The organism is Bacillus sp. ABP14 (assembly GCF_001831375.1).
Taxonomy (GTDB): domain Bacteria; phylum Bacillota; class Bacilli; order Bacillales; family Bacillaceae_G; genus Bacillus_A; species Bacillus_A paranthracis.
The window spans coordinates 1,426,457-1,451,384 of record NZ_CP017016.1 but is presented as its reverse complement, the minus strand read 5'-3'; the positions used below and the strand labels follow the sequence as shown (position 1 = coordinate 1,451,384).

Sequence of the window (24,928 nt, the reverse complement as noted above, 5' to 3'; positions counted from 1 at the left end):
ATCACATCCTCTCCATTAGTCTCTTGCTCTAGCGATAATGTGAATCGGCGTTCCCACAAAGCCGAATGATTCACGTAAACGATTCTTTAAGAAACGCTCATATGAGAAATGCAATAGTTCTGGATCGTTTACAAACACAACAAATGTTGGTGGTTTTACCGCAACTTGTGTTGCATAGAAAATCTTCAGACGACTACCGTTATGCGTTGGCGTTGGATTCATCGCTACCGCATCCATAATTACATCATTTAATACGTTCGTTTGAATACGGATACTATGACTTTCATTTACCTCATCGATAACCGGTATTAGCGTTTGTGTACGTTTTCTCGTTTTTGCAGATAAGAATACAATCGGTGCGTACTCTAAAAATTGGAAATGAGCACGAATGTTTTCTTCAAATGCTTTCATTGTTTTCTCGTCTTTTTTCACTGCGTCCCATTTGTTAACAACGATAACGACAGCTCGCCCTGAATCATGAGCGTATCCAGCGATTTTTTTATCTTGTTCAATAATTCCTTCTTCACCGTCTAAAACGACTAAAACAACGTCAGAACGTTCAATCGCTCTTAGTGCACGAAGTACACTATACTTTTCTGTACTTTCATACACTTTCCCTTTTTTACGCATACCAGCTGTATCGATAATTACATAATCTTTCCCATCTTTACTATATGGTGTATCGACCGCATCACGAGTTGTTCCTGCTACATTACTAACAATTACACGCTCTTGACCAAGAAGAGCATTTACAAGTGATGATTTCCCTACGTTTGGACGTCCAATTAAAGAGAAACGAATTGTATCTTCATCATATCCGTCTTCTTCAATCTTTGGAAAATGCTGTGCAGCTTCGTCTAATAAGTCACCTAACCCTAATCCGTGTGTACCTGAAATTGGGAATGGCTCACCAAATCCTAATGCATAGAAATCATAAATATCACTGCGCATTTCCGGATTGTCCACTTTATTTACTGCAAGTACAACCGGTTTATTTGAACGATATAATATTTTTGCAACTTCTTCATCAGCTGCTGTTACACCGTCACGACCATTTGTCATAAAAATGATAACATCCGCTTCATCAATTGCCACTTCAGCTTGTTGACGAATTTGTGTCAAAAATGGCTCGTCTCCAATATCAATTCCACCTGTATCAATAATGTTAAATTCATGATTTAACCATTCTCCAGCGCTATAAATACGATCGCGCGTTACACCTGGAATATCTTCTACGATTGAAACTCTCTCTCCAACAATTCTATTGAAAATAGTAGATTTCCCTACGTTCGGGCGGCCTACTATTGCTATTACTGGTTTCGGCATATACTTTCATCCTTTCAACTTGCTTCTGTTTATTATGTAAAAAACCCTTCTTTGTGCAAGAAGGGATTTGCATTCCAGAATATTTCTCAACGTATCAAAACAACTCACATTATAACACACGTTGCTAATGTTTCACAATAATATATACATTCTCTTGTAAGCGATGCGCAATGCCATCTAGAATTGCCTCTAAATTATTTGCAACAAATTCTAATTCCTCTGTCGATTCACAAGTAAACAGAGGAGCACCACCAGCAAATTTCTCCGGGGTCGTTGTAATAACTGCAAGAATTACACTTTCTAACATCATCTCTTTTCTCCCCTTCCTTTCGGGGCTTCCGATGACATATGAACAGCACTTTCTAACGTCGGCACGTTCCCTATGACACCTATTGCTTTCTCCACATCTTGATCTTGTGGCAAGACAAAGATTCCAACCCTGCCATCTTCTAAATCACGCTTTGCTAACGGTACAAGTGCCGGCGTACCAGAATCTCTATAAATTCCTAAAGCAACAGAAACATCATGTAAAATAGCTTGTCGTTGTCCTAAGTTAGAGATTGTCACCATCGCATCAATTGATTTCGGTCTTAAAATAAAACCCATTCCATACTTCATAATTTCCTCTTGTCTTGCTGGCAATCCAATATTCATAATGTAAATATTATCAATATACAGCCCCGCTCCTTCAAAACGAAGTGGAACATGCTCGATATCAACAAGATCATGCAACCTCTTACCAGACATTAATTTTTTCGCGATAAAAAATGCGATGATAGCCATAACTACTCCAGCAATCCATGAACGGAACCCTATATAAGCAAACGTCGTTACAAACGACGTTAACATCGCCAAATAGTTGCGACTTTCAAAAACTAATGCAATTCCTTCAATATATGTATTCCCACGTGGTACAAGCTCATAACCATCTAATTGTTGCAATGTATTTCTTTCCATATTACGCACATCACGAAACTGTGTTGCTGCTAACGTAAGAAACGTAATGGCAGAAAAATCTTTTTTCAATATAGACGGAATCGCAATCGCTCCTAAAGCCGCCGCAATTAACCCCATCGCAATATGAATAATTTTCCCGTGGAGCCTCGTCGGATATTGCCGGGTATCTGTCCGAAGCATGAGCACTCTCGTTACTGTCCCTGCTATTACGCCGCATAAAATGGCCGGTGTATATTCAATCATGTATTACCCTCGCCTTTCTTTTACGTGTTTTCCTCTTAAACTGTTCCATGTGTACGGAGACTTTCGCAATCCAAAATAAAATTGCCATGAATAATGTAGAAACAGCAACGATATCAAAAAACGCTAAACTACCGTAATCGTAAGGAAAATGCAGTTTCCGAAAAATAATTGTCACAAACAATTCTCCCTGTAACATTCCTATATAAAGAGAACATAGTCGTAATATGCGATCCTCATGTAATAAAACGGATGCATATACAAGAGCACTACTTAACAAAAACAACCTGTCCACCACAATCCAAATTGGATCATATACTTCTAACAAATGAAAACTTGTATATAACATTGCAATAATAAGTGCCGAAAGTAAGCTATATAATTTTTTCCAAATAGAATAGAGGGTGAGTCCTATAAAAGCTATACCAGAAAGTAAAAGTGCATTTACTGATACTGTGAATGAAGCAATCGTTACATGTAACGGAGAACAAATAATAAAAATCAATATACAGGCGCTTATCTTCCACCGAATAGAGTCCTTTTTCATAAAAAATGTTACGACAATCCACCCTATCCAAGCTACAAAATAAAAAGTACTCCCTTCCATCATTTCACCTCCTATGTTTTCCATTATGGGAACTTTTTATGAAAGTTAATCCACTTTCTTCGCGCATAGTTTTTTCATATAACAGCAACACTTTTAATAAGGAGGTGCTATTCATTATGGGTAAAGATCGTCAAGAACGAAAACTAAGAGAATCTCGCCGCGTTGAATCTGATCGTGACCAATCACTACAATATCCGGGTGCAACTGGACTTGATACACCTGAGCAAGCTCGAAAACAGAATCAGCACTAATGAATACAAAAAGACGGTTTCGATATTGTACGAAACCGTCTTTTACATATTTCTTCATAATTTCTATTCATATTGAAATAACATTTCACATACAAATCTTTCTAAACTTTATTTTTATCCATACCTATTTTTCTTAGCAAAATTAAACCTTCTGCAATAATTCAATGGCACATTATCTACATTTCTCAGTCGCAAATTTTACAAGATACTGTTTATATATAGGAATTATTTCATTTTTCTAGAATATCAATTCCATCCCTCGCTTTATATTACTAAAATGAATAGAAAACAAAAAATCAACCAAACGGTTGATTTTTTATCTCCTACTATAATGCGTCGTATCAATACCACGCTGCGTTAACCAATGATACGTTTCGCCCTTTACAACAAGAGGTACAGATTGTAACTCTTCTATCGTCTTCGCACCGAGAGCTGTCATAATAAATTTCAAATCTGTATGTAGAAGATCAATTTCATCCACTAACTTCTCGATGCCATCTTGCATTAAAATGCGTAAAAAGTATCCAGCAAAAGCAGTTGTATTCGCCCCTAATGCGATTGCTTTCGCTACGTCAAGCGCTGTTTGTATACCCCCAGATGCAATAAAAGAGAGGTTATTATTTGTAGAGGTTGCTTCAATAATCGAGGTTGCTGTTTGTATGCCCCAGTTATTAAAATAAGAAAGCATTCGCTGTCTTCTTTCATTTTCAACAGCAGCAAAATTCGTACCACCTTGTCCGCCAATATCAATTGCCGTTACACCTATGCTCGCTAACTGTTGCATTGTTTCCTTACTCATTCCGAATCCAACTTCTTTCACAATGACAGGAACTTTACTATTTAAAACAATTTTCTCAACACGCTGAAGCACACCAGTAAAGTCACGGTCTCCTTCTGGCATCGTTAACTCTTGTATGACATTTAAATGAATTTGTAATGCGTTCGCTTCAATCATATCAACGGCACGCTCTGCCTGCTCAGTAGTTGCCTCACTACCTAAATTAGCAAAGAAAACCCCATGTGGATTTACCTTTCTAATTATCTTATAAGAAGCAGCCTCACTTTCATCTTTTAACGCAGCCATTTGCGATCCTACAGCCATAGCAAGATTATGATGTTTCGCTACATATGCTAATTGCTCATTAATATGTAACGTTTTCTCTCCTCCACCACCAGTCATCGCATTGATAAAAATCGGCGAACTTAGTGAAAGTTCGCCGATTTTTGTTTCACATGTTATTGTGTCATAATTTGAATTTGGCAAGCTTTGATGCACAAAATCAATATCATGAAAGCCATGCGTACGAGACTGACCAGTAGAAAGAGCGTATTCAATATGATCTAATTTACGTTTTGCCCTTACCACTTGTACCCCTCTTTATTTCTTTAATTTTTTCAGTTGTTCACCAATAATGTCACTTAATTGGAAAGTAGCAGAATCAGCATTCGGTTCATACTGACTATAATCTTCAGTTACATTATTTTCCTCAAGCGCTTCTTTTATACTTAAAGAAATACGTTTCTCTGCTACATGAACTTCAAGTACTTTCACTTTTACTTCTTGTCCCATTTCCAATACTTCATTTGGATTTTTCACGTGACGATTTGCAATTTGAGATACATGCACAAGACCTTCGACGCCAGGTAAAATTTCAACGAATGCACCAAATGTAACAAGACGTTTTACTATTCCCTCACGAATATCACCAGCTTTTACTTCACCAGCAATATTTTCCCAAGGTCCTGGTTGAGCTGCTTTAATTGATAAAGAAATACGTTGTGTATCAGCATCCACAGATAACACCTTCACCTTTACCTTTTGACCTTGCTCTAATACTTCAGAAGGTTGCTCTACACGTTCGTGTGAAATTTGTGAAATATGAACTAAACCGTCCACACCGCCAACATTAACGAAAGCACCAAAATCCGTTAGTCGTTGTACTGTCCCTTCAACAACGTCGCCTTCTTTTAATGAAGAAATTGCTTCTTTCTTCTTAGAATCTAGTTCTAATTCTACTACCGCTTTATGCGAAAGGATCACACGATTTTTTTCACGGTCCAATTCAACAATTTTCACGGCTAATGTTTTGCCTTTATAGTCAGTAAAATCTTCTACATAATGTACTTCTACAAGTGAAGCTGGTATAAAGCCACGAACACCAAGGTCCACAACTAATCCACCATTCACGATATCTTTTACGGTAACATCAAATACGTGACCAGAAGTAAATTTCTCTTGTAATTCTACCCATGCTTTTTCTGCATCAACAGCACGTTTAGATAATACAAGATCATCCTCTTCTAACTTAATAACCTTTAATTCTAGTGTTTGATCTAATTCTACAACATCGCTTGCTTTTTCAATATGAACGTTAGCTAATTCACTAATTGGAATTACGCCATCTGTTTTGTATCCAACATTTACAAGCACTTGTTTCTCTTCAACTTTCGTTACAGAACCTGTAACAACGTCACCAACTTGTAATTCTTTTGAATCCATAACTTCTTCATTCATTTTCTCTACCATGGAAATACCTCCCTACAGAATTGACAAAGCATTTTTTATGTATATACGAAATGAAAACAATTGTTTTCATTTGCATGTTTAAGAATTTATCATCACATACGTAAGCTTCATACATTTCACTAGAAAATATATTAAACCTATATAAATAGTATACAGCAAAATCATCTTGAAGAAAGTATGTTTTGAAATATAATAGCGAATATATTCTGAAAGTTTTATCCCTCTTTTATTAACTTCTTACAAATCTGATTATTTGTCAAGGAAAGAGACTCACAATTCACGTATCCTTTACATTTCATAAATAAAAAAAGAAAGGGGCTATGCCCTTTCTTTATTTCGCAAACACTCCTGAAACAATACTCATAATCTTTTGGACAACTTCTTCAATTGATAAAGAAGTTGTATCTAATTCCAATGCATCATCAGCTTTTTTTAGAGGAGAAACTTCACGTTCTGAATCTAATTTATCACGCTGAGCAATTTCTTCTTTTAACTGCTCTAAATTAGAATTGAAGCCTTTATTCATATTTTCTAAATGTCTTCTCTCTGCTCTTTCTTCAACAGAAGCAAGCATAAAGATCTTCACTTCAGCATCTGGTAACACATGTGTACCAATATCACGGCCATCCATTACAACGCCGCCTTTTTCTGCTAACTCTTGTTGACGACGTACCATTTCTTCACGAACAAGGCGATGTTTTGCCACAATCGATACTCGATTCGTCACCTCAGGTGTACGAATGACTTCCGAAACATCTTGTCCATTTAAAAATACAAGTTGTGTATTTTCTCCTTGCTGAAACTCAATTTTCACATTTTTTACAACTTCCATTAACTGCTCTTCATTTTCAATGTCCACTTTTTGCTCAAGGGCTGCATATGTAATTGTACGATACATTGCGCCTGTATCAATATAAACGTAAGAAAGCTTCTTCGCCACAACTTTCGCAACTGTACTTTTTCCAGCCGCTGCTGGACCATCTATAGCAATTGAAATTCGTTTATCCATTGTAACACCTCATTTTTTCACTTATAAAACAAAACGAAAAGCAGGTATTCTCCTGCTTCTTTTCATTTGCTTCACGTCATTAAATCCTCAATTATTGTAGCATAATCCTTCATAGAAGAAAATGAAAACTACCTATTCACCCGTAAGATTTCTGCTCTGTTTTTTACCATGACACCTTCATAATAAACAATTTTAGATAAATATTTCACTGATGACTTATGTATAAATAACAATTGCACAACAGAAAGACAAATGAATTGTATTATTAATATACGAATAAGCATTCTCTCCATCTTTTTCAACGTAATGGCTCCCTCCTATACTGTATTTGCACATTTCGTTTCGTAATTTTATACATCGTACATATAGCATTTCATTTTATTGTCATTTTCGAGGCATACTTTTATACATTTCCATTGTCGAATTTACTCAAAACATGTTATGTTCTAAATGTATTTTTTTACTTGAAAGGGGTATAAGCATTGAAAAGAATCCTAGTTTTACACACAGGTGGAACAATTGCAATGGAGGAAGATAAAGAAACTGGGGTCGTACAACCAGGTGAAAAAAATCCTCTTTTAAAATTCATTCCTGATTTAGAAGACGATGTTGATTTAATCGTTGAAGATGTGTTTCATCTACCATCTCCTCATATGACACCGAGCGAAATGTTACAATTACAAGTCATCATTGATGAAAGAGTAAAACAAGACAACATTCATGGCGTAGTCATTACGCATGGTACGGATACATTAGAAGAAACGGCCTACTTCTTAGATTTAACAGTACAAGCAACTATTCCGATCGTTGTAACAGGCGCAATGCGCTCTAGCAATGAATTAGGTGCTGATGGTCTATATAACTTCTTATCAGCTGTAAAAGTCGCTAGCAGTAGTGAAGCTGCCGAAAAAGGCGTTTTAGTCGTATTAAACGACGAAATTCATTGCGCTACAAACGTAACGAAAACACATACAAGTAATGTAGCAACATTCCAAAGTCCACAGTATGGACCAATCGGTATGGTAACAAAACGTGGTGTTGTATTCCACCATGCTTTAGTACATCACGAAACATATTCAGTAAATAAGGTTTCTAAAAATGTAGTCGTTCTAAAAGCGTACGCTGGTATGGACGATACATTGTTAGCAGCAATTGAAAATCTTCCGGTAGACGGGATTGTTATTGAAGCGCTTGGACAAGGTAATTTACCTCCAAGAACACTTCCTAGTCTAGAACGGCTAATAAATAAAGGAATTCCTGTCGTATTAGTTTCTCGCTGTTTCAACGGGATCGTTCAAGATGTATATTCATATGAAGGTGGCGGCAAACAATTAAAAGATATGGGTATTGTATTCACATACGGTTTAAACGCTCAAAAAGCACGTATTAAATTATTAGTTGCATTAGAGAATACAACTTCTCATGAAGCAATCCAAAACATGTTTATGCACGATTAAAAAAGAAGCTGTCGAAGTTTATTCCGACAGCTTCTTTTTATATTTCTCTTGTTGCAATGGTTTGCGCAATCGCATCCCCATGAAATCGACCGTTCTCAATAAATATTTCATTTGCATTATTTCCAGCAGCAATTACACCTGCAATGAAAATATTTTCAGCGTTCGTTTCCATCGTATCCTCTGCATAAATTGGACGTCCTGTCTCTTCATCAATCCGAACACCCATCTTTGTTAAGAAACTATGATCAGGATGGTAACCAGTCATCGCAAATACAAAATCATTTTGGATTGTATATGCTTCGCCATCAACTGTATACGTTAATGTATGTTCAGTAATTTCTTTCACATGAGCCCCGAAATACATATCAATTGTACCATTTCGGACTAACGCCTCAAACTCTGGCAAAATCCACGGCTTTATACTTGGTGAATACTCACTTCCGCGATATAAAACCGTTACACGCGCACCAGCTTTCACAAGCTCTAAAGCGGCATCTACACTCGAGTTTTTCCCACCTATAACGACTACATCTCGATCAAAATAAGGATGTCCTTCTTTAAAATAGTGAGCTACCTTCTTCAATTCCTCACCAGGAACATTCATATAATTTGGATTGTCATAATATCCAGTTGCTACTACAATATATTTCGCTATATATATTTCTTTACTTCCGTCACGCTTTGTCGTCTCAACCTGAAAAGCTTCTCCATCTTTTTGAACGTTCTCCACTCGTTCAAAAGCATTTACACGTACAGATTTACGCTTTACTACTTCACGATAATACGCAAGCGCTTGATTTCGAACAGGCTTACGATTTTCTGTAATAAAAGCTACATCACCAATTTCTAATTTTTCACTAGAGGAGAAAAATGTTTGATGAGTTGGATAATTATAAATTGCATTTACAATGTTTCCTTTTTCAATTACTAACGGATTTATCCCTACCTTTTGCAACGAAATTGCTGCTGCTAATCCGCACGGACCGCCTCCAATTATAATAGCTGTTTCTTTCTGCATACTCGGTTCACTCCTAGTCTTCTACCAATACACTATTTATAAAAACAAGAAAAAACCTACTTACAGCAGTAGGCACCTATCTTTATTGTATTCATTTTTCATATGTTTGTCATCTAAACGAAACGTACATCCGATAGACATCTGCTAAAAACTGCTGAAATTTAATACCTTGTTTCCCTAATACATTTTCAGGATCAATCTTTCTAGCTGGGTCAAGTGTTTTATGTGATACGATATCTTTTTTCGGATTCAAGCCGAAGTTTTGACATAAATACGCATGATACCACGTAAAACGGGTATATGCTTCCCAAAAGTTAACATCACCACCATAACAAAGCTCTACTCCAATGGCAGCCTTATTGGCATCATACCCATATAAGTCATTATCTGTCGGCACACCATATCGAACATGGTAGGCAACTTCATTTATAGGAATAATTTCCAATATCGTTTTATCATCTATAAATGTATGTGCCGAAGCTTTCGGCTGTATTTCATTAAAATAATCCCGATTCCCAATCGCATTGCTACCAGGATTCCCCGTATCATGACTTACAATAAACCTTACTTTAGAAAGAGGAATACCCGGTCGTGAACTTCCATATCCAATATAGTTACGCTCTATAGGAAACATCGCCATTACTACCAACTCCCGCTTCAGAAGATTACCTTACTTCTTTATATATGTATTCGGTAGCAATGTCCTTATAGCATATTTCTTACGCGAAGAGAAAATCGAAAATATTTGATGTGAACACCATAAATAATAAAATACTTACAGCAACTCCATAAAAACCGTAAAACCAAACACAATCTTCTTTCGTATCTAAACCGAAAAATTTATTTACTGATTGTAATAATGTGCCGCGCTTACTTTGTTTGTTTCTTAATACTTCCACTCGTTCTACAACATCTGCTGGCATCATAAATCTTTGGTCTACTGTCATTTTCATCATTTATCTCTCCTTAAAATCATTTCCGTTTTGTTTATCTAAAGAGAGTATAGCACGTTTGTTCGTGTAGAACAAGCGTTCTTTTTGTTTTTATTTTATTTTTCAACAAACCAATTAATAATTACTAATACAAAAGCGATAATCGGTCCTACTACAACCGCACCAAATATTAAAAACAATAATCCTTCTCCGAACACCCGAGCGGTACTTGCTTTTCGGTCTTGCTTCGTTTTTACGAGTTCTCCCTCTAACCTCTTAACCTTTTCTTCTAATTGTTCTACCCGTTCCATCATTTCATTTCCCATTTACAACACCTCACTCTAATACCTCAACAAAAAAACGTGATTCCCTCGAAAGGAATCACGTTTTCTCACAATATAATATTATACCCAACCTCTGAAGCGACTTGCTTCAGCCATTTTACGAACACCGACCATATACGCTGCTAAGCGCATATTCACTTTACGAACTTGTGCTGTTTCATAAATAGAATCAAATGATCTTACCATTACTTTTTCTAAACGTTGTTCTACTTCTTCTTCAGTCCAGTAGTAACCTTGGTTATTTTGTACCCACTCAAAGTAAGATACTGTTACCCCACCAGCACTCGCTAATACGTCTGGAACAAGTAAAATTCCGCGATCTGTTAAAATTTTAGTTGCTTCTAATGTTGTTGGACCATTTGCAGCTTCAACAACAATTTTTGCTTTAATATCATTAGCATTTTCTTCTGTAATTTGATTCTCAATTGCAGCTGGAACTAAAATGTCACAATCAAGTTCTAACAATTCTTTGTTTGAAATTGTATTATTAAATAGTTTTGTTACTGTACCGAAGCTATCACGACGGTCTAATAAATAATCAATATCTAATCCATTTGGATCATGCAATGCGCCGTAAGCATCTGAGATTGCAATAACTTTTGCACCTGCATCATGCATAAATTTAGCTAAGAAGCTACCAGCATTACCGAATCCTTGAACAACAACGCGTGCACCTTTAATATCAATGTCGCGTTTTTTTGCAGCTTCGCGAATACAAATTGTAACACCTTTCGCCGTTGCTGTTTCACGTCCATGTGATCCACCTAATACAAGTGGCTTACCTGTAATAAATCCTGGTGAGTTAAATTCATCGATACGGCTATACTCATCCATCATCCATGCCATAATTTGAGAGTTTGTGAATACATCTGGAGCTGGAATATCTTTCGTCGGCCCTACGATTTGACTAATTGCTCGTACATAACCGCGGCTTAATCTTTCTAACTCACGGAATGACATTTCACGTGGGTCACAGATAATTCCACCTTTACCTCCGCCATATGGTAAATCGACAATACCACATTTTAAACTCATCCAAATTGAAAGTGCTTTCACTTCGTTTTCTGTTACATTCGGATGGAAGCGAATTCCACCTTTCGTTGGACCAACAGCATCATTATGTTGTGCACGATATCCTGTAAATATTTTAACAGTCCCGTCATCCATACGAACTGGTATTTTCACTGTCATCATACGAACTGGTTCTTTTAATAATTCATATACTTCGTTTGGATAACCCAATTTTTCTAACGCTTCACTGATAACAATTTGTGTTGAATTCAATAGTTCAAAATGTTGTTCCCTTTGTTGTTGTGTTTTTGTTTGAGTTCCCTTTTCGGCTACCATAGTAAGTAAACCCCCTGTAATTTCACTTGTTTAGTAAACCTTCATTGCCTAGTATACACCGTTAAATTTGGAATGCAATAGAAAACGCTAACAAATATATACAAAGTATTTTCTTTTGCAAGCGTTTTCACTATCATTATAGTCCTTTTATTACTTTTAGAAAAGTAAAATACTTAAATATTTAAATATTTTTTATTGTATTCATGTACAGTACTTTGAAAAGATACATTTAAGTAAGGTAAAAAAACAAAACCTTAGCTATGTTACATTAGCTAAGGTTTTGTTTTTTCACAAAGTAATTGTGTATTTGTTCAATTGCTTGAGAAGCCATTAATTCTTTACCATACTCCATTAGACGATAAATAGTTGCTGTAGACGGATTACCATATTCCGCTAAAATAGCTATAAAATCTGCCTTCAGTAATTGAATTTGCTCCTCTTCTTCCATCCAAAGATAGAAACGCCCATCCCACGTATATAATTTTCCGCCAGTTACATCAAGGTTATATAAACGATTCGACAGGTTAATTACGTCATCTAGTGTAGCAAACTCATAAAGGATATGCTCGCTTTCATCTAGAGTCACTTGCATTTCAATAAACTCGTCACGAAACTCATCATCTGTATCCGCTTCTTGATGTTCTTTCGTTACAATTACGACCATTCCTTGCGCTTGTAGAGAAAATACTTCAACTGCAATCGGACCATCCGCTTCAAATCCTAATTCTTTATTTGCTTCTTGCATCATATCACGAAATAATTGCTGTACTTTCGGTGCATTTCTCCACAAATCTTCTTTCGTTAATCCTCTTTCAGATAAATCATCAAATGTTAAGAAAATTTTTATCTTATTGTAATTTAATCGTTCCAGCCTCATCTCATACCCTCCCTACGCAACCAATGAATATAATTTTTATTATATGAAATAGAAAATAGATGGTTCTTTTCGAACAACTATTCTAACATGTTTAACCAATTATCCCATTCTTCTTTCGTATCACCAATTAGGCTTGTTTGAATGTTCAACTGATCTCGAGCACCTATTTCTCCTATAATCCCAACAGAAAGGTTCTCATTTTTTTCTTGCAAAAAATCCACATAGCTCATTGCGTTCTTCCGTTCTCGTCCGTCATCACAAGAGATTACTACATATTTAGGTCTTATTTGCTCAACAGCTAACGAAATACTATCTTCCGCTAAGTTTGCCCGAATATATATCACATCATATCCTTTTAATCGTAAATACGTTGAGAAAACAAACCCTTTCAACATATTACTTTCTAACACGACAACTTTGTGTATAGAAGAAAACGATGATGCATTATGATATACCATCCCTAGACGCGTTTGTAAAAATGATACGACATATTGGAATTGCACCATTGTAACTTCATTGTTATTTTTTAACGCTAACAATTTATTTGACACTTGAAGAACAATACTTGCTATAACTTTTTCTGTTGCATAAATACTAAAAGCCTCGTTTAACAATGCAGAAGTTGTAATTTCATCAAATTTTAACAAAGCTTGTAGTAAATCGTCCACTAAAACAACTTCTCTATCGTAATGTATTTCATTTTGAACATTACTCTGCAAACGATTCCCTTCTAATAATTGAACTGCTTGTCCAATCATCATGCCGGATGAAACCTTGTCCATTAACCATTTCAAAATTTGAATATGCTCTTCTGTATATAATCGATGCCCCGCGTGATTCCGCTTTGGGGCTATAATTTGATATCGTCTTTCCCATGCACGAAGCGTACTTGGTTGAATTCCAATTATATTCGAAACAGCTTTTATGTTATATTTTCCGTTTAGAGTTGGCATCATTTCCCTCCGCATAACGTAATAATATGTGTTTGAGCAGGTGCTCGGAAGCGAAGTGGAACCAACGTTGTTCCATACCCATTACTAACAAAAAGAGTCATATTTGAATGCTTATATACGCCACCTTTTAAATATTTTTTAGATGGGAATAATCGAATCTGTCCTCCATGTGTATGTCCACTTAACACAAGTGAAATTTGTTCTTTTCCAGATATTTTATTTATTATATCAGGGTTGTGGCTAATTAATATGCGAAAACCATCTTCTTTACAATCAGCCAACGCTAAATCTAAACGATCACGTTTCAAGCCAACATCATCTACACCGAGCAAACAAATTTTCTCTCCTAATTCAGACTCAAATACAACTCTTGTATTATCTAAAACTTTCACATTATTTTCTAATAATAAAGCATCCAATTCATGATATTCAATCTCATAATCATTATTTCCCCATACAAAATATACAGGAGCTATCGCTCTTAACTTTTGTATATTTGCAGAGATTTTCGATAAAGGGACACCTTTTTCCGCTAAATCACCACCAATAATTACAAGATCTACTTTTCCTTTTACTTGTTCAATTAACGAATTCGAAATGCCCCTTCTATGAATATCTGATATAAAGAATACATTTACTTTTTGAAAACTTTTCGGAAATTCTTCAAATATTAAAGTATGTTCTAGCACCGTATCACGCGTTGCTTCCGTATACATTACAAGAAGAAATATAATACCAATACAAACGAGAGTACTTAATAAGATAATCCATATCATATATTTTTTACTCCCTTCCTCATAAAGATAATTCCCAGTTTTTATAGTAAGTATTTTACTAACTCTCTCGCTTTGTGGACTTATCTTTTATCGGAATTTTTAATTCTTGACCTACATTCACTTCATCTTTTTGTAAATCATTATACTTTTTAATCACTTCGATCCCAGTTTCATCTGAAAAATATTGCTTCGCTATACTTTCTAAAGTTTCTCCCTCTTTCACCGTATGCGTGACGACTTTCTCAGATGATGCCTCGGACTGAGATTTAGCTGAATCAAAGAAAATGACCTCAAATGCACTTTTTCCAGCGTTATTACTATCACTTTTCACCTGAATATATTTATCTGTATACCATAAGATGCTAATTGGTAGTAATATGAATAGAAATGTTAAAACTCGAACGAAAATATGATTCATTTTAAACTTTTGTTTTTTTTCTTTATTTCTATGAATTTCACTACGCGGCGGTAAACCTTCTTTTTCTTCCACTCGCTCAACTTCTAATTCCTCTTCAAAATCAGGAATTCGTTTCCTCATGTTGTTCACCACCACCTTCCATTTATTTTCTTAATTGGAGTCCCATTATAAAATCAACAAGAAAGTGTGCAAAGATTGTTATAAACAAATTTCCTGTCCATTCAAATACGTAACCAAAGACAAAACTAATTAAACAGACGAAACAAAACAAAAATGGCTTTTTCATATACCGAATATGTAACACTGCAAATACAAAACTCGCTATTACAATTCCAAAGTGCGTCTGCACTACACCTCTAAATAAAAATTCTTCCGCAAAGCCGATAATGAATGTAATAACAAGTAGATGCATAACCGACATCCCTTGAAACATCCTATCATTAATACCACCATCATCAAACCAAGACTCTGGAAATACTCGCATTGCAACATAATCTAATAACACAATACCAATCGCTAACAAGCCACCTATTATAAGTATAGACACCGGTTCCCATTTCCACAGACTATACACCGATTTTATATCTCGGAATAGTATATATGCTAGTAAACAACCGATACCGATAATAATGAACTGTGTGATATACAGATTCAGCCTTATTTCTTTCGGACTCATGTCTTCAATATTATGCCTTTGAATGTTCATCATTCCCCCATCTTTTCTAGACCGAAAAGCTTTTGTAACTCTGTTTCCCAATTATAGTCGAAATCCGATTGTTGCGCTTGTCTTTTTTTATAATCTGTTTTTGTAATATGACAATAGTCGCAGCAATTCTTTAACTCGCCCTCTTTTCTGTAACCGAACTGTCGCAGCAAATATTCTCGTCTACATTCTTTCACTTGTATCCATGATTTCATGTTTTCTAGCTCACTATATTTATTACGTAGCCTGATTTCTACTTCAGCTATTAATCTTGTCATAATTTCATCTGACAAGCTCTCTAATATTAATTTTCTCTGTTGTATGATTCCAAGCTTTTCAAGATGATAGCGGATGAAACGCCAATATTGTTCATTAAATCTTGCTGCATTATAACAAATTTCTTCTACCTCTTCTATTGGTAATTCTTTCGTTTGAAACATTCTTTCCTGCAGTAAAGAAAATAAAAATTGTATTTGTGACTGGCTTGGCAATTCATCTTCAATGATTGAAATTGGTAAATCGTGATCTAACGGACTGCATAGTAAAATAGCTATACTAGGTTCACCATCTCTTCCAGCTCTTCCGATTTCTTGTAAATAAGAAGCTATATTAGTCGGATAGTGGAAATGAATAATGTATCTCGTATTTGATTTATTTACTCCCATACCAAAAGCACTTGTACATATTACAAGCTGCAACTGGTCATTCATAAACTGCTGTTGAATTAACATGCGCTCTTCATGTTCCATACCACCATGATAGAAAGCGACACCAGTAACGCCTTTTCCTCTTAAATATTCCGTTAAACGTTCTGTCCACGCTCTGCTTGAACAATATACAATCCCCGGCCCTTGTAAATACATCACCTGTTCCAAAAGCGCCTCTTTCTTCTCTTCTATCGTCTCCACAAATTGTACTTCCATTGCTATATTTGGACGATCAATAGAATACACATGCTGCGTCACATTCTCCAAATTCAAACTCTCTGCTATATCTCGGAGTACATCTTTCGTCGCTGTTGCAGTTAATGCTAGCACCGTAGGAGACCCGATATTTTCAATAACTACATTTAGTTTTTTATAATCTGGTCTAAAATCATAACCCCATTGCGAAATACAATGAGCTTCATCCACAACAAATAATGAAATATGAACTTTCTTCAATTCTCTTATTAACAATTCCGACTGCAACATCTCAGGTGAAACAAAAATAAATTTATAGGAAGCTAACCTTTTCATTGCTTCTCTTTTTTCATGTAATGTCCGAAAACTATTAAATGCTATCACTCGGTTTTTCACAACATATTTTAATTGTGTAACCTGATCTTCCATCAAAGATAATAATGGTGATACAACAAGTACTGTCCCTTCTTGCATGAGCCCTGGAAGTTGATAGCACATAGACTTCCCTCTTCCGGTCGGAAGCATCGCTATAACATCTTTTCCTTCCAATAAATCTGTAATTACCCCTTTTTGACCTGGACGAAATTCAGAATATCCAAACCACCTATATAAATATTCCTCAAGTTTCATTTATACCCTCCATCCGCGCCAATACAAGACGAACTTCAAAATAAGAGATACCCTCTCCAACAGCTTGTTTCAACTCACGCAGCTTACGTGTTTGTAATGCATCAATTACTTCTGTTACTTTATCTATTTTGTCTTTTTCCATAAACATCTCAATAGAAAAATCTCTTTCTCGCAAAGCAATTTCAACAAAATGATCTTCTATCGTTGCTACCTTTAGATTTCTAATTGTCGCTATTTCTTCTAATGAGCGCCCTTGTCTCCAAAAATTATATGTTTTTTTTGTTGATAAACTAAATAATTCAGCTCTCTCATTTGGATAAGAGATAATCTCAGCTAATAACGGAAATTCATTTTCTTTATCGCGAACTTCTTGTATAAGGAAATGAATTGTACCCCAAAATAAAAAATATACTCTGAAAATATCTCGTTTCGTAATTTCCGCTAACTGCTGCAATGTACAACCGATACGTTCATATCCTGTTAATCTATATGTTACAATTGTCGCTTCTATCACATCACATTTCCCTAAAAGAATATGTATTTCTTTCCATAATCTTTTCGCCAATTCACTTCGCCTATATGGCATACCTGTTAAAAAGCGCTTCACCCACACCATTATTTCTGTATCTTGTTGAATAGGAATAAACTTCGTATTATTCTGTTGTAAATTAGATACAGTTTGAATAATTAAAGATAATCTTTTCCAAAACGTTTCACCTAATTCACCATAGTGCAAACCATGCAAATGGGCTGGAAAAGCATACCCTTCCTCCCATGTATGTAACTGCTTTTTACCTTTAGGTGTTAACAAATATGTATTTTCATGTATTTCTTGAATTAAATCTGCTTGCAACAACTTTGCAACTTCACGATCATATTCATTTCTATTTAACGATTTATATATTCCAAACAAAAAAGAAATTCGGAACATATTTCCATCTTGTAACGTTTGCGAAGAACGTTTTCCCTTTAATAAATAATAAATAGAAGAAACGGTTCTTTCACCATTCAATTGTTTTAAACAATACAATACAGTATATTGCAGTTGCATTACCGCTTCCACCTTTCAATCTAACCTAATTACTTTTGATATGATTGCGCCCTCTACCGTTACTCATTAAACTTATCATATGGGCAATATATACTTGTATATATTATATTGTACCAAACGAAATAACATTTACGTATTTTGAAAATCTTATGACATAATGCAAAAATTAGTTGACACTCTAATTGATAAGGATTATCATTATAATTTTATGTTGAAAAGTTTTAAAAACCGTTTTACAATAAGGTTATAATTTTTATGGCGAGCTTTTCACATACATATTATCAGGAGGGAAAAAAGATGGCAAAATATACAATCGTTGATAAAGATACTTGTATTGCATGTGGTGCTTGTGGTGCTGCTGCACCAGACATTTATGACTATGATGATGAAGGTATTGCATTCGTAACATTAGACGATAACCAAGGTATCGTTGAAATTCCAGATGTATTACTTGAAGATATGATGGATGCATTCGAAGGTTGTCCAACTGACTCAATTAAAGTTGCTGACGAATCATTCGACGGCGATGCTTTAAAATTCGAATAGTCTTTTATTAACTTCAAAAAATACCCCTCATTCATTTGAGGGGTATTTTTTGTTTTCTATTTTCAGTCTCCTTAATAAAAAACCATTAGTAGTTGTATACTACTAATGGTTTTATTTTATATTTATGCATTTTTCATTTTTGCAAATACCCATACTTTCAGGCGTGAGAATAACGCTACAAATACAATTGTTACAACAATTCCTTTAATCAAATTAAATGGTAAGATTGCCGTTACAACCGTTGTTTTTATCGCTTCGCTAGACATAGCTGGTGAATTTAAAAACCAAGTGTAAGCTGGGAATATGATGATGTAATTTAATACACTCATAATGAGCGCCATTGTAATTGTCCCTAGCATTAATCCTGTCGTTAAACTCTTAACAGTACGATACTTCCTAAATAAGAAAGCTGCTGGTCCAATAAATAAACATCCTGCAATAAAGTTAGCAATTTCTCCAACTGGTACTCCCGTTAAACTCCCTTGAATCCCGTAATGTAAAATATTCTTTATCGCTTCTACAATTACCCCTGCAACTGGTCCGAAAATAATCGCAGCAATTAAAGCTGGCACATCACTAAAATCAATTTTTAAAAATGGCGGAAGCCCTGGGAACGGGAAATCCAACATCATCAGTAAATATGCAATACTACTTAGCATTGCTACACTCACCATCTGCACTACACTGTTTTTTTGTTTCATCTTTCTCTCTCCTTTTCCATCGATCATCTCATGGAAAGTGGAAAGGTTCTGCTATGCCTACTTTTTCATAGAACGAAAAAACCCTTTGTGTTTTACACAAAGGGAGAATTTAAGGCACATCAAACAGACGTTCAAATACCTATCTTTTTTGAACGCTTGAACCTCCATCTTCTCCCATCCAGACTGTACTGTCGGCTTTGGAATCACACCAAATCCTGCCTTAACGGCTCGCGGGCTTAGAACAAAATCACATATAGTTCATCACCGCCGGTCGGGATTTTCACCCTGCCCCGAAGATAGACCGATATTCTATTTTCTACTTCATTATACAACAACATGATCGTATTGTGAACAAAAAAACCGTAACTTATTAAAAATAAGTTATTAATTTTACATAATCAAAATCATTCATTATATTTTACAATACACTCCATATTTTTTAGTATTCGGCATTTCTCCTATGAATCCCCTAGTCATATATAATTAAAAGTGATAAGATGTTGAATTGTTAAGATAAGAACATTTTCTGGATTATGGAGGAAATGTCATGAAGAAAGAGAAGAGACACTCTATTCGAGAAACAATGAAAAAAAACTTAAGGAAAGAATACTTTTACTTAAAAAAAGAATTACTTTTCTACTGTCCAATTGATTTAGGCACATTCTCAAGCGAGACATACTATGCTGCTTTCGATGAAGATGGCATCAGTATTTATCAGTATGATAAAAAGACAGAAAGTAAATTAAAATTATGTGAGCGTCATCCATGGAAGAGTTGGAATAAAGTAAAGGTTGATCATTATTTGACAACTTCACAATTTATTTTTCAAGGTGAGCGAAACTGGATATTATCCCTTTTCCAAAAAGGAAAAGAAGCTCAAAAAATAATAGAAGAGCATACATCTTTACAAACTGAAGTTGTTTCCCGCTCTTTCTTAAAAAAGCTTCCTGGTTTCCGTTCTAATGCACCATTGAATAAATACATCGGCAGCATTTGCTATACTGCACTCATTGCATTTTTATTAAAATGGATGATTCCATTTCAAGGACCACAAATCGCCCTGTACTCTATTTCAATCGGTTGTATGCTTCTTGGTTTACTTTGTTTGACAATTGGTTTAATTGAACCGACTATTGTACTATTTCGAACAAACGAAAAAACAAGAGCGAAAGTATTTTACTTATATAGCTACTTAGCTATTTCTGGATTTATATGTGTCTTTATTTTTTGGTAAAAAAGAGCTAGTTATAAACTAGCTCTTTTTTTTACTTTACATATAATTGTTGATTTGGATAAATCAGCTCTTGTTGCAACCCATTTTTTTCTTGAATTTCCTTAACTGACATTCTAAATTTCCGCGCAATGCTAACTAGAGTGTCGCCTTTTTGGACGACGTATAACGATGAAGAAACTGCTTCATTTCTTTGTTCATGTAAAACAAGCAATGGATTCATCGCATTTTTTTTTGCCATCGTCCATCTTCCTTGATGAACTTCTAAATGTAAGTGTGCACCTCGGGATTCTCCTGTATTTCCTACTTCTCCAATTATTTCTCCCTTTGAAATATAATCCCCTTGAACTACATATCTCTTATTTAAATGTGCATACACAGCCTCATATTCTCCATGTTTAATAAAAACAACATTTCCATAACTACTTGAATAATAAGACTTTGTTACCTTACCTTCTTGAATAGCTGACACAGGCGCGCCGATCGGTGCCGCTATATCTATACCGTAGTGTTTTCCGTGCCTTGTCCCAAAATAATCACTTATCTGCCCTTCAACAGGCCATGCCCATTGATTTCCCTCTGCGTACACATGTAATTGAGATAAAAACAGTACTGTCAATAACATGACGCCATATTTTAAAGCTTTCATATACATCCTCCGTTTTCTAATTACGACCATACCTTCTCTATTTTGGTATATTACAGAAAAAACTATACAAAAAAAGAAAGTGAATCACTCCACTTCCTTCTCTTTCTTATCACGAAAAACGATTGCACTGCGATTATACTCTACATCTTTTACTTGTAATCGAGCGTTTATTACTCTAGCTACTGCAAATAAATAATCAGATAATCTATTTACATACTTTAGAACAACTTCATTTATTTCTCCTTCTTTTTGCAGGGACACGATACATCGTTCTGCTCGCCTTACAACTGTACGTGCAATATGAATAGCAGCTGCCGACTCGCTTCCACCTGGTAAAATAAACCGTTCTAGTGGCGGTGCTTCTTCTATATACGAATCAATCCTACTTTCTAAGTTTTCGACCATTTCAATTTTTACTTTATAAGGAATTTTCTCGCCTACTATCGCCAAGTCTCCCCCGCAATCAAATAGTTCATGTTGAATCGTTTCAAGTTCATTGTAAATATCTCCGAAAGACCCGCCTTGTAGTTTAGTCATCGCATATCCAATATGAGAATTCGCCTCATCTATCGTGCCATATGCTTCAACTCGGATATTATCTTTATCCACTCTGCCGCCTATTACACTTGTTGTCCCTTTATCTCCTGTTTTTGTATATAATTTCATCACTTTACGACACCCCTCTCATCATTCTTTATTCGACTAAGTTAGAAAAAAAGTTCTACTATTATTTATTTAATTGATTTTACAAAAAAATAAACAACAGTAGAACTTTATTCATTATCAACTTAAAAAACACATATCTAAATTATACGATTCGGTAAATATACAGAGAATGTAGTTCCCTCTCCAACAACACTTGAAACAGCAATTTTCCCATCATGGCCTTGCACAATATTTTTTGCAATCGCAAGCCCGAGTCCTGTTCCACCTTTTTTCCCACGGGTTCTTGCTTTATCAGCTTTATAGAAACGATCAAATAAAAATGGAATATCTTCTTCTGGAATACCAGCGCCCGAATCTTGCACTTCAAAAATAAGACCATTATTTTTCGTATCAATTACAAGTGTTACGTGTCCACCTGCGTTCGTATGACGTATTGCGTTATCAATTAAATTCGTCAATACTTGTTCCATACGATCTGCATCAAACGGGTATTGCTCAATTGGATTTTTGAAATCAACCGTTAACGCGACTTCTTTATCCTTTGCAATCCCTTGGAATTTACGACCTATTTTTTCAACGAAAGGATGAATATCAACTTCACCTATATGTAATTCTACATTACCACTTTCCATACGCGCTAAATCTAACAATTCATTTACAAGTTTACCTAAACGAACGGATTCGTCATAAATGATTTGAACAAACTCATTAATTTCTTCTTTTGTTTGCACAATATCGTCTAAAATCGCTTCACTATACCCTTGAAGCATGACCATCGGTGTACGAAGTTCATGTGATACGTTCGCAATAAAGTCTTGACGCATCTTCTCAAGACGGCGTTCTTCCGTCATATCACGCAATACAGCTACAGCCCCGCGAATTTTCGTTTGATTGTAAAGCGGCGTCATAAGAACTACATAGTTACCTTTTTGTAAATTAATTTCAACCACTTGTTGTTGTTCGCTTTCTACAACGAGATGGAATAGTTCAACAAGTTCAGAAGGTAGTTTTTTACTGAGCTCTATCTCTTTTTCTTCTTGCCAAACTTGTAAGAAATGTTCAGCCGGCGGATTGATTACAACGACTTCACCCTCTTGATTTAATGTAATAACCCCATCTGCCATACTACTTAAAATACTAGCTAACTGCTCTTTCTCTTGCTGCAGGGCATTCATATTAAACTTCAACTGTTTCCCCATTTGATTTAAGGCTGTTGCAAGCTCACCAATCTCGTCCTGGGATACCATAGGAGCTTTTGCATCAAACTTCCCACGCGACACCTCAAAAGCAACCTCACGCATTTTACGAAGTGGCGCTGTAATTCGAGTAGATAAGAAGAATGCAAAGAAAGTTGTTAATATAATCGCAATCCCTGCTGATAAGAATATAAAATCAGTCGTTCTTTCCATACCTTGTATCGGTACTTGTAAAGATTCGTATACAAACACTGCACTTTCATTTTTTGACTGTACTGGTTTTCCGACAATCATAATATCATTTTCAGTATTTTTATTCTTTCTACTATTAGAGGCTTTTCTAATGTTATTCTTAATTTCTTTTTTGTCTGTAAAAACAGCCGCTAATTCTTTATCTTCTTTTAAGTCATCCATTGTAAGAGTGACTAATCCTTCTTGTTTCGGTGAAGAAGATATTTCTTTACCATCTTCTACAATAATGATCCTTGAAAGTGGGTCAGAGAATTTGTACGCGATATTCTCAATCGTTTTGACATCGGCACCTTCTTCAATTAACTCTGAAACACTTGTTGCAACCTTTTGAAGCCTAGCTTCACTCATATCAACATAATATGTTCTAAAAAACTGTGAAAGTAAAATCGCAACAAATCCAAGCACGAACGAAACGAGAAGTAATATGGTCATCCATAACTTCCCTACTACACTTCTCCAAAGCATCAGTCGTTCACAACCTCAAACTTGTAACCTACGCCCCAAACGGTAACAATCATCTTCGCAGCATCGGGTGATTTTTTACTTAACTTCTCACGTAAACGCTTTACATGCGTATCAACTGTACGTAAATCTCCGAAGAATTCATATTGCCATACTTCTTTTAGCAATTGCTCACGATCGAATACTTTATCAGGCGCTTTCGCTAAGAATAATAGTAATTCGTACTCTTTCGGTGTTAAGTTCACCTCATTACCATCTGCTGTAACACGGTGTGCATCATTATCAATTGTTAAATGAGGGAATACAGTAACATCTTTTGTCGTTGTATCTTGCGTAAAGAATGTTGTTGGTACAGAACGGCGTAAGACCGCTTTCACTCGAAGCACTACTTCACGTGGGCTAAATGGTTTCACAATATAATCATCGGTTCCTACCTCAAACCCTTGTACTCGATTTACTTCTTCACCTTTTGCTGTCAACATAATAATTGGCGTCGCTTTCTTCTCACGAACCCCTTTACATACTTCGATACCATCTTTACCAGGCATCATAAGATCTAATAAAATTAAATCATAATCATTTTGCAGTGCCATTTCTAAAGCTGTATCACCATTGTCTGCTTCTTCAATTGTGTATTGTTCTCTCTCTAAATACATTTTCAACAAACGACGAATACGATCCTCATCGTCTACAATTAAAATTCTTGATTCATTTTCCATTTCTACCCGTTGCGTACTTTTACCACAACGGTTCACACCTACCCTTCTATACTATTATGTTGCGCTATTCTCGTTTATTTAAGCAATCCTCTAAATGTTTCACTTTCCATATTATGCTTCACAAGAATAATAAAGTTTGTTCAATTTTTTTCCAAAACTATGTATTTTTTTTGAACAGTAT

At 35.4% G+C, this 24,928-nt stretch carries 29 protein-coding genes and 1 riboswitch; of the genes, 4 read left to right on the top strand and 25 right to left on the bottom strand.

Annotated features, from left to right (window positions below):
* Positions 1 to 15: 15 nt before the first annotated feature.
* The 4 genes from der to BGI23_RS07630 all read right to left on the bottom strand — a co-directional run bounded on the left by der (position 16) and on the right by BGI23_RS07630 (position 3,130).
* On the bottom strand, positions 16 to 1,326 hold the full coding sequence (der, locus tag BGI23_RS07645; RefSeq protein ID WP_001125893.1) for a ribosome biogenesis GTPase Der: 1,311 nt from the start codon (positions 1,324 to 1,326) through the stop codon (positions 16 to 18).
* 124 nt (positions 1,327 to 1,450) lie between these two features.
* The gene (locus tag BGI23_RS07640; RefSeq protein ID WP_000979054.1) at positions 1,451 to 1,636 is read right to left on the bottom strand and encodes a capping complex subunit for YIEGIA; all 186 of its coding nucleotides are present in this window, start codon (positions 1,634 to 1,636) and stop codon (positions 1,451 to 1,453) included.
* Positions 1,633 to 2,526 (bottom strand): YIEGIA family protein, encoded by an 894-nt coding sequence (locus BGI23_RS07635; RefSeq protein WP_070805614.1) that lies wholly within the window; start codon positions 2,524 to 2,526, stop codon positions 1,633 to 1,635. Before BGI23_RS07635 ends, BGI23_RS07640 begins: the two co-directional genes overlap by 4 nt.
* Positions 2,519 to 3,130: a YphA family membrane protein gene (locus tag BGI23_RS07630; RefSeq protein ID WP_000399224.1), complete on the bottom strand. Its 612-nt coding sequence runs from the start codon at positions 3,128 to 3,130 to the stop codon at positions 2,519 to 2,521. Before BGI23_RS07630 ends, BGI23_RS07635 begins: the two co-directional genes overlap by 8 nt.
* A 116-nt stretch (positions 3,131 to 3,246) precedes the next feature.
* Here BGI23_RS07630 and BGI23_RS28110 point away from each other — a divergent pair, with 116 nt between their 5' ends.
* Positions 3,247 to 3,381 carry a YpzI family protein gene (locus BGI23_RS28110; RefSeq protein ID WP_000513900.1) on the top strand — a complete coding sequence of 45 codons (135 nt, stop codon included), beginning with the start codon at positions 3,247 to 3,249 and terminating at the stop codon, positions 3,379 to 3,381.
* 316 nt (positions 3,382 to 3,697) lie between these two features.
* Here BGI23_RS28110 and BGI23_RS07620 read toward each other — a convergent pair whose 3' ends face one another.
* The 4 genes from BGI23_RS07620 to BGI23_RS28355 all read right to left on the bottom strand — a co-directional run bounded on the left by BGI23_RS07620 (position 3,698) and on the right by BGI23_RS28355 (position 7,219).
* A complete protein-coding gene (locus BGI23_RS07620) occupies positions 3,698 to 4,747 on the bottom strand; it encodes a type 2 isopentenyl-diphosphate Delta-isomerase (protein ID WP_000251030.1) in 1,050 nt (349 codons plus the stop codon).
* Between the two features lie 12 nt (positions 4,748 to 4,759).
* Positions 4,760 to 5,908 carry a 30S ribosomal protein S1 gene (gene rpsA / locus BGI23_RS07615; protein ID WP_000229565.1) on the bottom strand — a complete coding sequence of 383 codons (1,149 nt, stop codon included), beginning with the start codon at positions 5,906 to 5,908 and terminating at the stop codon, positions 4,760 to 4,762.
* 331 nt (positions 5,909 to 6,239) lie between these two features.
* The gene (gene cmk, locus BGI23_RS07610) at positions 6,240 to 6,917 is read right to left on the bottom strand and encodes a (d)CMP kinase (protein ID WP_070805613.1); all 678 of its coding nucleotides are present in this window, start codon (positions 6,915 to 6,917) and stop codon (positions 6,240 to 6,242) included.
* A 128-nt stretch (positions 6,918 to 7,045) separates the two neighbouring features.
* Positions 7,046 to 7,219, bottom strand: a complete 174-nt coding sequence (locus BGI23_RS28355) for a YpfB family protein (protein WP_000738062.1) — start codon at positions 7,217 to 7,219, stop codon at positions 7,046 to 7,048.
* A 180-nt stretch (positions 7,220 to 7,399) separates the two neighbouring features.
* On the opposite strand from BGI23_RS28355, the gene ansA reads away from it, so the two are divergent.
* A complete protein-coding gene (gene ansA / locus BGI23_RS07600) occupies positions 7,400 to 8,374 on the top strand; it encodes an asparaginase (protein ID WP_000822000.1) in 975 nt (324 codons plus the stop codon).
* A 37-nt stretch (positions 8,375 to 8,411) separates the two neighbouring features.
* On the opposite strand, the gene BGI23_RS07595 is transcribed toward ansA, so the two are convergent.
* The 12 genes from BGI23_RS07595 to BGI23_RS07540 all read right to left on the bottom strand — a co-directional run bounded on the left by BGI23_RS07595 (position 8,412) and on the right by BGI23_RS07540 (position 18,325).
* The gene (locus tag BGI23_RS07595; RefSeq protein WP_070805612.1) at positions 8,412 to 9,392 is read right to left on the bottom strand and encodes a YpdA family putative bacillithiol disulfide reductase; all 981 of its coding nucleotides are present in this window, start codon (positions 9,390 to 9,392) and stop codon (positions 8,412 to 8,414) included.
* A gap of 109 nt (positions 9,393 to 9,501) precedes the next feature.
* A complete protein-coding gene (locus tag BGI23_RS07590; protein WP_001240643.1) occupies positions 9,502 to 10,032 on the bottom strand; it encodes a peptidoglycan recognition protein family protein in 531 nt (176 codons plus the stop codon).
* A gap of 79 nt (positions 10,033 to 10,111) precedes the next feature.
* Positions 10,112 to 10,348, bottom strand: a complete 237-nt coding sequence (locus tag BGI23_RS07585) for a DUF3961 domain-containing protein (protein WP_001983018.1) — start codon at positions 10,346 to 10,348, stop codon at positions 10,112 to 10,114.
* Positions 10,349 to 10,440: 92 nt separating this feature from the next.
* Positions 10,441 to 10,650, bottom strand: a complete 210-nt coding sequence (locus BGI23_RS07580) for a hypothetical protein (RefSeq protein WP_070805611.1) — start codon at positions 10,648 to 10,650, stop codon at positions 10,441 to 10,443.
* Positions 10,651 to 10,728: 78 nt separating this feature from the next.
* The gene (gene gudB, locus BGI23_RS07575; protein WP_000225176.1) at positions 10,729 to 12,015 is read right to left on the bottom strand and encodes an NAD-specific glutamate dehydrogenase; all 1,287 of its coding nucleotides are present in this window, start codon (positions 12,013 to 12,015) and stop codon (positions 10,729 to 10,731) included.
* 268 nt (positions 12,016 to 12,283) lie between these two features.
* Positions 12,284 to 12,892: a genetic competence negative regulator gene (locus BGI23_RS07570; protein ID WP_001235392.1), complete on the bottom strand. Its 609-nt coding sequence runs from the start codon at positions 12,890 to 12,892 to the stop codon at positions 12,284 to 12,286.
* 77 nt (positions 12,893 to 12,969) lie between these two features.
* A complete protein-coding gene (locus tag BGI23_RS07565; RefSeq protein WP_070805610.1) occupies positions 12,970 to 13,845 on the bottom strand; it encodes a MerR family transcriptional regulator in 876 nt (291 codons plus the stop codon).
* Positions 13,845 to 14,621: a metallophosphoesterase gene (locus BGI23_RS07560; RefSeq protein WP_070805609.1), complete on the bottom strand. Its 777-nt coding sequence runs from the start codon at positions 14,619 to 14,621 to the stop codon at positions 13,845 to 13,847. The genes BGI23_RS07565 and BGI23_RS07560 overlap by 1 nt, the downstream gene beginning before the upstream one ends.
* Positions 14,622 to 14,679: 58 nt before the next feature.
* Complete coding sequence (locus BGI23_RS07555; RefSeq protein ID WP_070805608.1) at positions 14,680 to 15,159, bottom strand: LysM peptidoglycan-binding domain-containing protein; 480 nt, start codon at positions 15,157 to 15,159, stop codon at positions 14,680 to 14,682.
* Between the two features lie 22 nt (positions 15,160 to 15,181).
* Positions 15,182 to 15,745 (bottom strand): CPBP family intramembrane glutamic endopeptidase, encoded by a 564-nt coding sequence (locus tag BGI23_RS07550; RefSeq protein ID WP_070805607.1) that lies wholly within the window; start codon positions 15,743 to 15,745, stop codon positions 15,182 to 15,184.
* Positions 15,745 to 17,274, bottom strand: coding sequence for a RecQ family ATP-dependent DNA helicase (locus BGI23_RS07545; protein WP_016717008.1), 1,530 nt, complete (start codon positions 17,272 to 17,274; stop codon positions 15,745 to 15,747). The genes BGI23_RS07550 and BGI23_RS07545 overlap by 1 nt, the downstream gene beginning before the upstream one ends.
* Positions 17,264 to 18,325, bottom strand: a complete 1,062-nt coding sequence (locus tag BGI23_RS07540; protein WP_070805606.1) for a YpbB family protein — start codon at positions 18,323 to 18,325, stop codon at positions 17,264 to 17,266. Before BGI23_RS07540 ends, BGI23_RS07545 begins: the two co-directional genes overlap by 11 nt.
* 297 nt (positions 18,326 to 18,622) lie before the next feature.
* On the opposite strand from BGI23_RS07540, the gene BGI23_RS07535 reads away from it, so the two are divergent.
* Positions 18,623 to 18,871 carry a ferredoxin gene (locus tag BGI23_RS07535; protein ID WP_001151996.1) on the top strand — a complete coding sequence of 83 codons (249 nt, stop codon included), beginning with the start codon at positions 18,623 to 18,625 and terminating at the stop codon, positions 18,869 to 18,871.
* Positions 18,872 to 18,993: 122 nt separating this feature from the next.
* Here BGI23_RS07535 and BGI23_RS07530 read toward each other — a convergent pair whose 3' ends face one another.
* Positions 18,994 to 19,572, bottom strand: a complete 579-nt coding sequence (locus tag BGI23_RS07530; protein ID WP_000810855.1) for an ECF transporter S component — start codon at positions 19,570 to 19,572, stop codon at positions 18,994 to 18,996.
* A gap of 162 nt (positions 19,573 to 19,734) precedes the next feature.
* Positions 19,735 to 19,874: riboswitch (FMN riboswitch) on the bottom strand.
* 245 nt (positions 19,875 to 20,119) lie between these two features.
* On the opposite strand from BGI23_RS07530, the gene BGI23_RS07525 reads away from it, so the two are divergent.
* Positions 20,120 to 20,806 (top strand): hypothetical protein, encoded by a 687-nt coding sequence (locus tag BGI23_RS07525; protein WP_000711807.1) that lies wholly within the window; start codon positions 20,120 to 20,122, stop codon positions 20,804 to 20,806.
* A gap of 31 nt (positions 20,807 to 20,837) precedes the next feature.
* Here BGI23_RS07525 and BGI23_RS07520 read toward each other — a convergent pair whose 3' ends face one another.
* From BGI23_RS07520 to resD, 4 genes are all read right to left on the bottom strand, one after another.
* Entirely contained in the window at positions 20,838 to 21,452 is a 615-nt protein-coding gene (locus BGI23_RS07520) for a peptidoglycan DD-metalloendopeptidase family protein (protein ID WP_000645699.1), read from the bottom strand.
* Between the two features lie 84 nt (positions 21,453 to 21,536).
* Positions 21,537 to 22,118, bottom strand: coding sequence for a cob(I)yrinic acid a,c-diamide adenosyltransferase (locus tag BGI23_RS07515; protein ID WP_000781286.1), 582 nt, complete (start codon positions 22,116 to 22,118; stop codon positions 21,537 to 21,539).
* A gap of 137 nt (positions 22,119 to 22,255) precedes the next feature.
* Complete coding sequence (resE, locus tag BGI23_RS07510) at positions 22,256 to 24,031, bottom strand: sensor histidine kinase ResE (RefSeq protein ID WP_000964669.1); 1,776 nt, start codon at positions 24,029 to 24,031, stop codon at positions 22,256 to 22,258.
* Complete coding sequence (resD, locus tag BGI23_RS07505) at positions 24,031 to 24,747, bottom strand: DNA-binding response regulator ResD (protein ID WP_000426862.1); 717 nt, start codon at positions 24,745 to 24,747, stop codon at positions 24,031 to 24,033. The genes resE and resD overlap by 1 nt, the downstream gene beginning before the upstream one ends.
* Between the last annotated feature and the right edge of the window lie 181 nt (positions 24,748 to 24,928).

What these genes read in the sequence shown, in the direction of transcription:
- der (WP_001125893.1), bottom strand. Translation starts at nt 1,326, where the DNA reads ATGCCGAAACCAGTAATAGCAATAGTAGGCCGCCCGAACGTAGGGAAA.
- BGI23_RS07640 (WP_000979054.1), bottom strand. Translation starts at nt 1,636, where the DNA reads ATGATGTTAGAAAGTGTAATTCTTGCAGTTATTACAACGACCCCGGAG.
- BGI23_RS07635 (WP_070805614.1), bottom strand. Translation starts at nt 2,526, where the DNA reads ATGATTGAATATACACCGGCCATTTTATGCGGCGTAATAGCAGGGACA.
- BGI23_RS07630 (WP_000399224.1), bottom strand. Translation starts at nt 3,130, where the DNA reads ATGGAAGGGAGTACTTTTTATTTTGTAGCTTGGATAGGGTGGATTGTC.
- BGI23_RS28110 (WP_000513900.1), top strand. Translation starts at nt 3,247, where the DNA reads ATGGGTAAAGATCGTCAAGAACGAAAACTAAGAGAATCTCGCCGCGTT.
- rpsA (WP_000229565.1), bottom strand. Translation starts at nt 5,908, where the DNA reads ATGGTAGAGAAAATGAATGAAGAAGTTATGGATTCAAAAGAATTACAA.
- cmk (WP_070805613.1), bottom strand. Translation starts at nt 6,917, where the DNA reads ATGGATAAACGAATTTCAATTGCTATAGATGGTCCAGCAGCGGCTGGA.
- BGI23_RS07595 (WP_070805612.1), bottom strand. Translation starts at nt 9,392, where the DNA reads ATGCAGAAAGAAACAGCTATTATAATTGGAGGCGGTCCGTGCGGATTA.
- BGI23_RS07590 (WP_001240643.1), bottom strand. Translation starts at nt 10,032, where the DNA reads ATGGCGATGTTTCCTATAGAGCGTAACTATATTGGATATGGAAGTTCA.
- BGI23_RS07585 (WP_001983018.1), bottom strand. Translation starts at nt 10,348, where the DNA reads ATGATGAAAATGACAGTAGACCAAAGATTTATGATGCCAGCAGATGTT.
- BGI23_RS07580 (WP_070805611.1), bottom strand. Translation starts at nt 10,650, where the DNA reads ATGGGAAATGAAATGATGGAACGGGTAGAACAATTAGAAGAAAAGGTT.
- gudB (WP_000225176.1), bottom strand. Translation starts at nt 12,015, where the DNA reads ATGGTAGCCGAAAAGGGAACTCAAACAAAAACACAACAACAAAGGGAA.
- BGI23_RS07570 (WP_001235392.1), bottom strand. Translation starts at nt 12,892, where the DNA reads ATGAGGCTGGAACGATTAAATTACAATAAGATAAAAATTTTCTTAACA.
- BGI23_RS07565 (WP_070805610.1), bottom strand. Translation starts at nt 13,845, where the DNA reads ATGCCAACTCTAAACGGAAAATATAACATAAAAGCTGTTTCGAATATA.
- BGI23_RS07560 (WP_070805609.1), bottom strand. Translation starts at nt 14,621, where the DNA reads ATGATATGGATTATCTTATTAAGTACTCTCGTTTGTATTGGTATTATA.
- BGI23_RS07555 (WP_070805608.1), bottom strand. Translation starts at nt 15,159, where the DNA reads ATGAGGAAACGAATTCCTGATTTTGAAGAGGAATTAGAAGTTGAGCGA.
- BGI23_RS07550 (WP_070805607.1), bottom strand. Translation starts at nt 15,745, where the DNA reads ATGAACATTCAAAGGCATAATATTGAAGACATGAGTCCGAAAGAAATA.
- BGI23_RS07545 (WP_016717008.1), bottom strand. Translation starts at nt 17,274, where the DNA reads ATGAAACTTGAGGAATATTTATATAGGTGGTTTGGATATTCTGAATTT.
- BGI23_RS07540 (WP_070805606.1), bottom strand. Translation starts at nt 18,325, where the DNA reads ATGCAACTGCAATATACTGTATTGTATTGTTTAAAACAATTGAATGGT.
- BGI23_RS07535 (WP_001151996.1), top strand. Translation starts at nt 18,623, where the DNA reads ATGGCAAAATATACAATCGTTGATAAAGATACTTGTATTGCATGTGGT.
- BGI23_RS07530 (WP_000810855.1), bottom strand. Translation starts at nt 19,572, where the DNA reads ATGAAACAAAAAAACAGTGTAGTGCAGATGGTGAGTGTAGCAATGCTA.
- BGI23_RS07525 (WP_000711807.1), top strand. Translation starts at nt 20,120, where the DNA reads ATGAAGAAAGAGAAGAGACACTCTATTCGAGAAACAATGAAAAAAAAC.
- BGI23_RS07520 (WP_000645699.1), bottom strand. Translation starts at nt 21,452, where the DNA reads ATGAAAGCTTTAAAATATGGCGTCATGTTATTGACAGTACTGTTTTTA.
- BGI23_RS07515 (WP_000781286.1), bottom strand. Translation starts at nt 22,118, where the DNA reads ATGAAATTATATACAAAAACAGGAGATAAAGGGACAACAAGTGTAATA.
- resE (WP_000964669.1), bottom strand. Translation starts at nt 24,031, where the DNA reads ATGCTTTGGAGAAGTGTAGTAGGGAAGTTATGGATGACCATATTACTT.
- resD (WP_000426862.1), bottom strand. Translation starts at nt 24,747, where the DNA reads ATGGAAAATGAATCAAGAATTTTAATTGTAGACGATGAGGATCGTATT.